Origin of the sequence: Stenotrophomonas sp. Bg11-02, assembly GCF_002836635.1 — a bacterium.
Classification (GTDB): domain Bacteria; phylum Pseudomonadota; class Gammaproteobacteria; order Xanthomonadales; family Xanthomonadaceae; genus Stenotrophomonas; species Stenotrophomonas lacuserhaii.
Window position 1 is genome coordinate 35,132 of the sequence record NZ_PJAY01000040.1, and the last position, 9,120, is coordinate 44,251.

14 protein-coding genes are annotated in these 9,120 nt (G+C 65.3%); 3 read left to right on the forward strand and 11 right to left on the reverse strand.

The genetic code is table 11. The features are described 5' to 3' along the window. Window positions 1-211: 211 nt before the first annotated feature. The 10 genes from CXG43_RS01790 to CXG43_RS01830 all read right to left on the reverse strand — a co-directional run bounded on the left by CXG43_RS01790 (window position 212) and on the right by CXG43_RS01830 (window position 6,481). Window positions 212-2,305, reverse strand: coding sequence for a DNA cytosine methyltransferase (locus CXG43_RS01790; protein WP_101098436.1), 2,094 nt, complete (start codon window positions 2,303-2,305; stop codon window positions 212-214). 167 nt (window positions 2,306-2,472) lie between these two features. After that, the gene (locus CXG43_RS01795; protein ID WP_101098437.1) at window positions 2,473-2,859 is read right to left on the reverse strand and encodes a hypothetical protein; all 387 of its coding nucleotides are present in this window, start codon (window positions 2,857-2,859) and stop codon (window positions 2,473-2,475) included. Further along, window positions 2,852-3,859, reverse strand: a complete 1,008-nt coding sequence (locus CXG43_RS01800) for a hypothetical protein (protein WP_101098438.1) — start codon at window positions 3,857-3,859, stop codon at window positions 2,852-2,854. The genes CXG43_RS01795 and CXG43_RS01800 overlap by 8 nt, the downstream gene beginning before the upstream one ends. A gap of 9 nt (window positions 3,860-3,868) precedes the next feature. After that, window positions 3,869-4,774 (reverse strand): recombination-associated protein RdgC, encoded by a 906-nt coding sequence (locus CXG43_RS01805; protein ID WP_101098439.1) that lies wholly within the window; start codon window positions 4,772-4,774, stop codon window positions 3,869-3,871. A 74-nt stretch (window positions 4,775-4,848) separates the two neighbouring features. Continuing rightward, window positions 4,849-5,103 carry a hypothetical protein gene (locus tag CXG43_RS01810; protein ID WP_198551452.1) on the reverse strand — a complete coding sequence of 85 codons (255 nt, stop codon included), beginning with the start codon at window positions 5,101-5,103 and terminating at the stop codon, window positions 4,849-4,851. Further along, window positions 5,100-5,252, reverse strand: a complete 153-nt coding sequence (locus tag CXG43_RS19020; protein ID WP_157825018.1) for a hypothetical protein — start codon at window positions 5,250-5,252, stop codon at window positions 5,100-5,102. The genes CXG43_RS01810 and CXG43_RS19020 overlap by 4 nt, the downstream gene beginning before the upstream one ends. After that, window positions 5,249-5,746, reverse strand: a complete 498-nt coding sequence (locus CXG43_RS01815; RefSeq protein ID WP_101098440.1) for a hypothetical protein — start codon at window positions 5,744-5,746, stop codon at window positions 5,249-5,251. Before CXG43_RS01815 ends, CXG43_RS19020 begins: the two co-directional genes overlap by 4 nt. Beyond that, a complete protein-coding gene (locus CXG43_RS01820) occupies window positions 5,743-5,988 on the reverse strand; it encodes a hypothetical protein (RefSeq protein WP_101098441.1) in 246 nt (81 codons plus the stop codon). Before CXG43_RS01820 ends, CXG43_RS01815 begins: the two co-directional genes overlap by 4 nt. Continuing rightward, a complete protein-coding gene (locus CXG43_RS01825; RefSeq protein ID WP_101098442.1) occupies window positions 5,985-6,257 on the reverse strand; it encodes a hypothetical protein in 273 nt (90 codons plus the stop codon). Before CXG43_RS01825 ends, CXG43_RS01820 begins: the two co-directional genes overlap by 4 nt. Continuing rightward, entirely contained in the window at window positions 6,254-6,481 is a 228-nt protein-coding gene (locus tag CXG43_RS01830; RefSeq protein ID WP_101098443.1) for a hypothetical protein, read from the reverse strand. The genes CXG43_RS01825 and CXG43_RS01830 overlap by 4 nt, the downstream gene beginning before the upstream one ends. Before the next feature lie 279 nt (window positions 6,482-6,760). Between CXG43_RS01830 and CXG43_RS01835 the strand changes: the two genes are divergently transcribed. Both CXG43_RS01835 and CXG43_RS01840 read left to right on the forward strand, forming a co-directional pair. After that, window positions 6,761-7,069, forward strand: coding sequence for a hypothetical protein (locus CXG43_RS01835; protein ID WP_157825020.1), 309 nt, complete (start codon window positions 6,761-6,763; stop codon window positions 7,067-7,069). 153 nt (window positions 7,070-7,222) lie between these two features. Continuing rightward, window positions 7,223-7,705 (forward strand): hypothetical protein, encoded by a 483-nt coding sequence (locus CXG43_RS01840; RefSeq protein WP_101098445.1) that lies wholly within the window; start codon window positions 7,223-7,225, stop codon window positions 7,703-7,705. 105 nt (window positions 7,706-7,810) lie between these two features. Here CXG43_RS01840 and CXG43_RS01845 read toward each other — a convergent pair whose 3' ends face one another. Then, window positions 7,811-8,485 carry a helix-turn-helix transcriptional regulator gene (locus CXG43_RS01845; protein WP_101098466.1) on the reverse strand — a complete coding sequence of 225 codons (675 nt, stop codon included), beginning with the start codon at window positions 8,483-8,485 and terminating at the stop codon, window positions 7,811-7,813. 73 nt (window positions 8,486-8,558) lie between these two features. Between CXG43_RS01845 and CXG43_RS01850 the strand changes: the two genes are divergently transcribed. Next, complete coding sequence (locus tag CXG43_RS01850) at window positions 8,559-9,026, forward strand: hypothetical protein (protein ID WP_101098446.1); 468 nt, start codon at window positions 8,559-8,561, stop codon at window positions 9,024-9,026. The last annotated feature ends 94 nt before the right edge of the window (window positions 9,027-9,120 follow it).

The following is a 9,120-nucleotide window of genomic DNA, read 5'->3' on the forward strand; positions in this document are numbered from 1 at the left end:
GGTCCAGGGATACAGTTTGGTGATCTCGTCGACAGCGCTGGAGCGCCGTTGGCGGGGTGTCGTACATCTGATCGACTCCGATGGCAGGCACGTGAGGACCATCGAAACTCGCGTCGACCATGCAACATCGGATGACGCGGAAAAGGTCGCAGCCGGCCTCGGCGAGCAGGCCGCTCGACACCTTGCCGGAATGAGGCTTCACTAAGCCGATTCATGCTGCCGCCGCCATCGGCGCTGCGACAGGGTCCAGATTTGCCTCGGCAAGCGCGCGCAGCGGCGGCGGGCTGACGCTGTTGCCGACCATGCGCACGGCGGCGCTGGTGGTGAGCGGTGTGCCGTTTGCCGTGCGGTCGATGATGTAGCCCGGCGGGAACCCCTGCGCGCGGTACAGCTCGTGTGGCTTGAGCATGCGCAGGCCGATATCCACGATGACGTAGGGCGTGCCCTTGATGACGACGGTGACCAGCGCCAGTCGGTCCTTGGTAGTCACCGTATCCAGCGGGTCACGCGGATCCACCGCGATACCGCTGCCGTAGTACTTCACCAGGAACGCGGCAACGCGCAGCGCGCCCTCCTGATGCTCCGGCGACAGCTGGGCCAGGTCTGCGGTTACCAGGTGCTGCTGGCTGCCGGTGGCGGTGATAGTGCTGACCGGCATGCGCGCATCGCGCCCGCCGCCGTCGTAGAAGCCACCGTTGGCCTGCTCGAGGAAGGCGGTAGCCACGCAGTGGTGCTCGGCCTGCGCGGCGACTGTGGAAAGCGGGGCGCGCGCGTCTGCGCCGACCATGTTCCTGCGCAGCGTGACCAGGCTGGCGGCGGCAATGCCCAGCGCGTGCGCGGCGCCTGCAGGCCGCGCCGCCCCAGCACCCGAGGTGATCGTGGGCACCGGATCGGTAACCGAAGTACCGATGCTTTCGCCCCGGAACTTCACAAGGTGCGGCGCTGCGACCGCGTGCTTGATGCCCCCGGCCACCACGGTGCCCAACGGCTGCTGCAGGTCCAGTGCGCGCGGAGCCTGGCCCTCGCGCTCGCCGTAGCCGGTCTGCACCAGCACGGGCGCGACCAGCGCCGTATCCGCTTTTGCCGTCATGGTGTACAGCGGGTCGGCGCCAGTGCGTGGTTCCGACTGGCCCGCCCGGCCACCGACCCCGGCAAGAACTGGCGTGACCACCGAGAAGTGGCCGCCTTTCACCCCGGCGCACATCGTGCGCAGCGGGTCGCCCGCATCCATGGTGCGCTGGGTGCTGGCGTTTGCATGTTCGGTAATAAAGGGCGCCAGTTCCGGCATGGCCAGCATCAGCTCGCCGCGGTTGGCAGCGGTGATGGTGCGCAGCGGCTCGTGCACGCCATGGACCCGGTCGGCACCCTGGTGCGTCACCGGCACAATGAACGGGTCCGCCGACTGGATGACGTGACGCATGGTGCCCTTGGCGATGCGGCGCATCGTGGCGTCGGCCAGCGGCCGCTTGCGCCCGAAGATGGACGGGCAGGAGATGCTGAAGTCCAGGCAGTCGGCAGCGGATACGCGCGGCTTCTGGCCCGGCGCGGTGCCGTGGCTTGCCGCAGGCCAAACGATCGTCTCACCGTCGCGACGCCCCAGAAGGAACAGCCGCTCCCGGCTTGTGCCAGCACCGAAGTCACTGGCCACCAGCTTTCGCCATTCGACCACGTACCCCAGCGCCCGCAACGCGGCGACGAAATGCCGCCACGTGCGGCCGGTGCGGCTCTTATCGGGGACCAGCTGCTGATGCTCGACCGGCACGCGCTCGCCGCGCGCTGCAACGGTGCCGTCCATCTTCAGCACGCGACCCGTCGCCTTGCAGCGCTTGGCGATCAGCGGGCCCCACGTCAGGATCTGCCACACGTTCTCCATCGAGAAGATGCGCGGGGCGGTGTTGGTAGCGTTGACTAGGTCGGCGCGCAACAGCATGCCGATCCACTTCAATACCACCCACGACAGGGCGCGCGTCTTTCGGCTGCGCGGCTGGCCGCCCTTGGCCTGGCTGAAATGCGTGCAGTCAGGGGAGGCATGGAACCAGCCCACTGCACGGCCGGCCACGTCCACGCGCGGATCGGCGTGCCAGATGTCCTCGCGGTGGTGGCTAGTGAGCGGGTGGTTCGCCGCGTGCATGCCGATCGCCAGTTCGTCGTGGTTGTAGGCGAGCGCGGGGTCTTGGCCCAACGCCTGCTTCAGCGCCTCGCTGGCGCCGCCGCCGCCGGCGAACAGATCGACCACAATCTCACCGGGGCGCAGGCGCGAACGCTGCGGCAGCGGGAAGTTGAACGAGCGAGAGCCATCAGCCATGGGTAGATTCCTTCGGGCACTGGTTGCAGGTAGCGGTGAGCGGCGCGCGCTGAGAAAAGCGGGAGCCACGGACGGGGACGGCGGGGCAGGTGACGGTGTGCCCGCAGGACAGGAGGCAGCTGTACTGCCTGCCTGACGGGGTGGCGCTCATGACGTTCCGCAATGGATTAGCCATGACGCGTCAGGCCCAGAGAGCGCAGGCGGGATTCACGGCGCAGCCAATCACCGAAGGAGGTGTCGCTGTCTTCCCGAAGATAAGCGGCATATCGGCGCTGCCCAGGTGTCGTCTTGGGCGGCAATGCCACGGCGGCCCTGCGGCCGGCCCGTGTGGCGCAGAACACGTCATCGCCACCAGAGAGGGCGTTGCCCTGATGCCGTACCATCAGGCCGCGATCAACCAGTGCCATGCAGAGGTTGTGATCGCCACTGCCGTGGCCCGTCGCAAAGTGGTTGCGGTGACTCGGCTCCCATCCGCCGTGCCCGACGCCGAGTGCATGCCGGAGAATCTCCAGCTGGTCGGCAGGCAGAGCGGGCGATGTGACGACCTCAGCCATTGCCCACCGCCTTGTTGTCGATCAGGTATATCTCGTGAGCAACGCGGTTGTCAGCGATCTTCGTGCGCTCGTCGCGGTACTTCGCGCAATCCAGCCACGTGGCCATGTCGGCGCGGGTGGGTTTGTACGCCTTGGTGAAGAAGATGTAGCCACCGCAGCACTGATATCCATGCCAGCCTCCAGCGTGCGGGCCAAGCCGGATGGCGAGCGCGCTTGAACCATCACCGTAGCGAACCAGGTCGCCCTCAAGCGGCCACTCCTCAGCAGCAGCGCCGGCTCCGGCGGGCAACGGCTTGTCGAAGTGCAGCGCATTCTTGGCTTCCTGCTTCGCCCTGATCCGTGCCATCACGTCAGGCTGGTTGATGCGGTCCAGTTCGGCCTGGCCATCGGCCATCATGCTCAGGCCGGCCACGCTGCAGTAGGCGGCCAACGTGACCATGACGCCGCCGACTTCCTGAGCGGGTTCACCTACCGGCCGGCCATAGACGTAGTCCACCAGCGTGCGCACGCGCGCGCTGTCATAGCCCTTCGACTGCAGCAGCTCCAGAACCTCCTCGAGCAGGCGGTCGCCGCGCTCGGTCATGTTGCGATAGAGCGGGCGCTCGAAGCACTTCCGCGCCCAATCCGCTACGCCGGCTTGGAAGTCCAGGACCTCCGGGCGCAACGCCATCGGCCGCACAAACCACGCGTAAGGTCCGTCTTCGGTGTCGCCCATCCATGCCAGTCGCCAGTCGCCCTCCGGAGCTTCCGGATTCCAGGCGCGCATCTCCTTCCAATACAGCTCATCTCCGTCTTCCAGCGCCTCATCGGTGAAATCTCCGGCGACGGTCACAAAGTCAAAGCCCTGCGCGAGCACCAGCTTGTCCAGCGCTTCTTCCCTATCATCTGGCCAAGTCGGCAGATCCGGGTGGATCAGCTGCCCATAGTCGCAACGCGGGGAAAGCCGCTCAGCCAAGTAGAGGCCGCGCCACGGGTCGGTACTGTCGATCTGTGCGTTCATCGTCGGGCCTCAGTCCGCACTGCTGATGCGGAAGGCATCGGAGAGGCGGTCAAACAGCAGGCCCAGCTCTCCGATCTGCAGGGCAAAGCGGGCATCCAACTCCGCACGCCGGCCGTCGTCGTCGCTTTCTTCCAGCTTGTCCAAGGCACCATCGAGAAAGCGCAGCTTGCGCACGACCAGGTCGTCGCCCAGCACCAGCGAGATGTTGTCCTCGACCACCAAGCCGAGGCGGGTCACCTGCTTGCCTGCATCGAGGTGCTTATTGATCTCGTCGCTGACCAATTCCTGCCGGTCGAGCTTGGCAATGGCGCCTCCGGCGAGGGGGTCCTCGAGCTGGCACTGCTCGCCCAGCGACAGCCCGGCCGGCAGCGCTTCGCCCGCAATCCAGCCGGTCAGCACCGATCGCGGCGCGACCTCGGCATTCAGCGGCATGGCCGGGAAGCTGCCGAGCAGGCCACGAATGTCCGACATCAGGTACTCGCCCAGCTTGCGGCTGCTGGTGTCCACGAAGGCGACGCCGCGTGCCAGGTCGAGGAAGACATCGCAGCGAGACGACTTGACGAGCGCCTTGGGCAGCAGCTCGTGGATCAGGTCGTCCTTCATTCGCTTGCGCTCACGGCCACCGGGGCGGCGACCTTCGTTGCGCTCGATCTCGGCCAGCTTCTGCTCAAGGGCTTCGGCGACGGCTGAGGCCGGCAGGATCTTGTCCTGGGCGCCGACGGTCAGCCACAGCCAATCGCCGATGGCGTGGTGCAGCTGCTCGGTTTCCTCGCGGCCGAACGGCGAGATGAAGCCACGGGAGGACATCTCCAGCGGGCCGACCGGCTTCAGGGTGGCGGCCCGCAGCTGCTCGGCGACCTGGGAGAAGTCGAGGCCGACGGGGAAGCGGAACATGACGAGGTTGCGGAAGAACATGGCGGCTCCTGAAAGGGATTGCCGGCGCGTGGAACCCGGCCGGCGCGGGGCTCGGCATGGCCGAGCGGGCGGATTCAGTGCGTATCGGTGTAGGGGTAGCGCTTTTGCTGCGCGGCGCGGCGGCGTGCATCGCGGCGGCGGTGCATCTCTGCCTTGAAGGCCGGCCAGTTCTTTCGGGTCTCGGCCACGGCGCGCCATGAGAAGTACATGACGGCGATGAGGAAGACGACGGTGAAGGTGTGGGCGCCGGTCTGGATGGCGCGCACCAGCAGCGCCAGGCAGAAGCAGGCGGCAAAAGCGCAGTAGGCGGGCACGGTGAGGTGGTTCACGGCTGGTCCTGTTCGGTGCCGATGGCGTCCGAGTGGTGGATGGCGATATCGGAGTTGTCCTTGAGCAGCAGGGCAGGCGCCAGCGGAGCCGGGGAGGGCAGGGGCGGCAGGCCGGTCTGCATGGCGGCGATGAAGTCGTGCTCGGTCATGAGCGGAACGCCGTATAGGCCGCGTCGTACTCGCTGCCGAGGATCTCGGTCATCGCGGGCATCGCCTTGCGGGTGCTGGCGTAGAGGAATCCGTCGTGCAGGAACAGCGACAGACCCTCCAGGAAGAAGTCCAGGTTGTTGTTGAAACCCAAGGCGCGGTAGACGCCGTCCGTGTCGATCTTTCGAGCGGGAAGGTGCTCGGTCCACTCAGCCTGCAGAGCCTTGATGGCGGCCTTGGTTTCAGCCGTGGCACCCTTAAGCGGGCTGCTACGCGGAACCTGCAGGCCGTTGTTGTCGGGAGCTCGCCACAGGTCGCGGGGCATGGCGGGACGGAACTTGATGCCTGCGAGTACGGGCGGATCCGCGTACATCAGGCCCTCGCCGCCGAAACGCTGCGCGAAGGCATCGATCTCCGCCTGCAGTTCCGCCTTCGCCGCCTTTTCCGCATGCCAGGCTGCCAACACAGCCGGATCGTTGGTCTTGAAGAAGCTCATGCGGCATTACCTCCCGTTGGCCGTGCTGCAATGGCAAGGTCACGGGTCATATCGGCGACGGCGCGCGCTGCGCTCTTGCGGCCGTCGAGCACTTCGCGGCGGGCGAGGGCGGCGGCACGGACGATGTGTGCTGCGCGGTAGCCCATGCGGGCAGCAGCAATGGCCACGCAGACGGCGGCACCGTGCGCGCGCTGTTGGCGGATGTCAGGAGCCCTCCGGAAGGGGAGGATGACGGCGCTCATGCGGCACCGCCTTTGACACGTGCGAGGGCAGCGCGGAGTTCATCAAGGTCCGTGTTGCGGATGGTGCCTGGCCGGTTGTCGTCCCCGCGCACGCTCGCGATTGCAGCTCGGTTAGCGGCCTCGATCAGCTCGGCGACGGCGACGATTGCAGACTCGCTGTCTTCGATGTCCAAAACGTAGTCTTCAGGGCAGCGCGCCTTCTTGTTGAGGTCCTTGAAGGTCGCAGTGGCGTGGGCCATTACCGCCAGCACATCGCAAGGGGCGCTCATGCCGCCACCTGCTGGGAGAGCGCGGTGGTGTATTGCGGGGCAGTGGAGCCGGCCAGCTTGAGCTGCATGAGGGCGCGCTCGAGGTCGAGCATCAGCACTGCGGCTTCTTCCGGGCTGGCGTGGAGGAAGGCTTCTTCGAACCTGATGCAGACGGCGCCGGCGCGCGGCCGGGCCTCAACGGTGAGGCGGACGGTGCCCTGGGGAGCGAGAGCGAAAGAGGCCATGACTCAGCGCCCCTTGTCGAAGCTGCTGACGAAGGCAGCGGTGAAGCCGGCGGCGAAGGCGCTGATGCAGCGCATTGCGGCGGTCATTGCCCGGATGGGGCGCTCATGCGTCGGCATGGTTGGGTCTCCTGCGCCCGCCCCCGGGATGGGGCGTCTTCGGCGACAGCGCTAGACTACGGAATACCGTAGGCGTGTGTCAACGGTATTCCGTAACGTAATTGTGGGAATGTTTGAACGGGTTAAGCTGGACCGGCCAGCACCAATGGAGGGATGACCCACATGGATTCTTTACTTGGCGGTGCCAGCGTGTTCGTCGCGCTCGCTGCGTTCTTCTTTTTGGTGGTGCTGACGATTTTGTGGATCCTCGTGCCGTTCGCGATCTTCGGCACGAAGCCGCTGCTACGGCAGATCCTTGCGGAACTCAGGCGCGCCAACGATCTTGCGGCCCCAACGACCGTGGCGGTCGTGCCGCCCTACGAGCAGCGCCCGCCTGCACCCTATGTCGATGAGAGGGAGCGGATCGAGCCGACGCTCGGGACTATTCGCGATGCTGTGCGTCAAGCACGTGAGGGTGACGGGCCCCGCTAGCGGGCCCGGCATTGGCCACGGGAAGGGGCTGGAGGGCGCCGCATGCAGGCCGCTGCTAGATAGCGCGCAAGCCCGATCGATGGCATCATCACGCGGCCATCACGGAGATGGCCGGCTGCCACGAAGGGCGCCGCAAATCTACAGGGGACAAGGATGAAAAAGTTTCTGACGGCCGTTGCCGTTGTACTGCTGGTGCCTGGCTGTGCCTCAGTGTTGAACGAATCGACGCATCCCGTGCGTGTCGATACCGTAACGTCTGGCGGCGAGGTGGTTAATGGAGCTGATTGCACTGTTACCAACGACAAGGGGAAGTTCAATGTGCGCTCTGGCGACACTGTAAACGTTCGCCGTTCGGCCAAGGATTTGGACATCACTTGCACCTCGCCGGGTCAACCCGATGCGTCTGCTCGTGCTGTCTCGCGCGCTAACGGCGGCATGTGGGGAAATATCCTGCTCGGTGGCGCTGTTGGCGCGATCGTCGATCACAACAAAGGAACTGCCTACACGTACCCGACTTGGATGCAGCTCGTGTTCGGGAAAGTACTTACGTTTGACCGTCGGGGCGAAAAGGAAGGCGCCCCGGTCAAGGCCGTTGAAGTCACGAACAGCAGTAACGTAGCGGTTCAAAATCCCTAAGGGTTCACTAACGATCCTCGTCGACACAGACTTGGAGAGCTCGGGCATTGTGTAGAAGATGAAGCCCCGTGAAAGCGGGGCTTTTCTTATCTACTGACGGTGCCTTCAGAACTTCCTCAGACCGGCGTGGATCAACGCCTTCCCGAGAATTGTCACCTCGTCGGCGTCCGGCCGGTATGCGGGAAAATCGGTGTTGACACTGACCACCCACAAGCCATCGCCGCGCTTCTGCAGCATCTTGATTTGCGTTTCGCCACCGACGTTGATCAGGTAGTAGTCGTCGCCGTCGAAGTAGTCGACGCTGGTATCAATCCAGATGATGTCGCCATCTTCGAGCTTCGGACGCATTGAAGGGCCGCGTCCGGTGATTAGCTGGATGCGGCCAGGGCGGGGCAGATAGCCCAGCTTGCGCCGGACCTCCCACTCCGCAACCTCGATGGTCTGGACCACCTCAGGGTAGTCATCGTTGACCACACCAATACCCATGCCGGCACCCCCTTCGAAAACGTCGAAGCGAACATAGCCCGGCCGTGTCTCAATCTCCGCGACGGATGCGACAGCGCCTGCCGTGACTCGCTTCTTGCCTTTGCCGGTCTCAAGCCAATCCACGTGCACGCCGAGGCGGCGCGCAATCTTGTGCAGCGCGGTGCTGGACTTGGAAAGCCCCAGTTCCAGGTTGGACAAGGTGGTCGCCGCAATGCCGGCGGCTTTCGCCAGCTCGTTGCGTGAGATCTCTTGCGCCTCTCGTTCGGCGCGTATGCGGGAGCCAATCGTATCCATGTTCATATTTGAACGGAACTCCGTAACGGAATGCCGTTGACTAGGCGTTACGGAATACCGTAGGCTGCTCGACATGGACAAATCCTGGGCTGAAGTGATTTCCGAGCTGCAGATCAAAGGCATGACGTATGCCCTGATCGGCGAAGCGGTGGGTTGTGCAGCGTCAACGATCGGCGATCTGGCCAGTGGCCGATCTCAGTCACCGCGCGCTGCGGCGGCCTTCGCGTTGCTCAAGCTGCATTCCGAGCGCGTCGCCAATGGCGCCACCATGTCCGCGCCGCCCGTCGCTCAAATCCGGGAGCTGGTCAACAGCCGCATGAGCAAGCGCGCGCTGCGGCAGAAGTTCGGTTTCCGGACGGACGCGCACTTGGCGAAGGTGCTGGGTCTGCCTGCGGAGCAGGTGGAAGGGTGGGGCGAGACGGACATCATTCCGGCGCTGCCGCAGGTGATGAAGCTGCTGGGCCATGAGGAACAACCGGCCCAGCAGCGCCGCCCGAAGGATCCGGACGCCAATCGCATCGTCACCCTGGAGGTGGCCTGAAATGCGCGCGCTGGAGTGGATGCTGCTGCCGTTGGGCATCGCAGGCTGGCTAATTGGTTGGCCGTTCCACGTTGTACAGGACCGCAATTGGGCA

Bases quoted from the DNA above. Each gene is read 5' to 3' on its own strand.
- CXG43_RS01800 (WP_101098438.1), bottom strand. From the start codon at position 3,859: ATGAACGCACAGATCGACAGTACCGACCCGTGGCGCGGCCTCTACTTG.
- CXG43_RS01825 (WP_101098442.1), bottom strand. From the start codon at position 6,257: ATGAGCGCCCCTTGCGATGTGCTGGCGGTAATGGCCCACGCCACTGCG.
- CXG43_RS01830 (WP_101098443.1), bottom strand. From the start codon at position 6,481: ATGGCCTCTTTCGCTCTCGCTCCCCAGGGCACCGTCCGCCTCACCGTT.
- CXG43_RS01820 (WP_101098441.1), bottom strand. From the start codon at position 5,988: ATGAGCGCCGTCATCCTCCCCTTCCGGAGGGCTCCTGACATCCGCCAA.
- CXG43_RS01805 (WP_101098439.1), bottom strand. From the start codon at position 4,774: ATGTTCTTCCGCAACCTCGTCATGTTCCGCTTCCCCGTCGGCCTCGAC.
- CXG43_RS01850 (WP_101098446.1), top strand. From the start codon at position 8,559: ATGGACAAATCCTGGGCTGAAGTGATTTCCGAGCTGCAGATCAAAGGC.
- CXG43_RS01815 (WP_101098440.1), bottom strand. From the start codon at position 5,746: ATGAGCTTCTTCAAGACCAACGATCCGGCTGTGTTGGCAGCCTGGCAT.
- CXG43_RS01840 (WP_101098445.1), top strand. From the start codon at position 7,223: ATGAAAAAGTTTCTGACGGCCGTTGCCGTTGTACTGCTGGTGCCTGGC.
- CXG43_RS01845 (WP_101098466.1), bottom strand. From the start codon at position 8,485: ATGGATACGATTGGCTCCCGCATACGCGCCGAACGAGAGGCGCAAGAG.
- CXG43_RS01835 (WP_157825020.1), top strand. From the start codon at position 6,761: ATGGATTCTTTACTTGGCGGTGCCAGCGTGTTCGTCGCGCTCGCTGCG.
- CXG43_RS19020 (WP_157825018.1), bottom strand. From the start codon at position 5,252: ATGACCGAGCACGACTTCATCGCCGCCATGCAGACCGGCCTGCCGCCC.
- CXG43_RS01795 (WP_101098437.1), bottom strand. From the start codon at position 2,859: ATGGCTGAGGTCGTCACATCGCCCGCTCTGCCTGCCGACCAGCTGGAG.
- CXG43_RS01790 (WP_101098436.1), bottom strand. From the start codon at position 2,305: ATGGCTGATGGCTCTCGCTCGTTCAACTTCCCGCTGCCGCAGCGTTCG.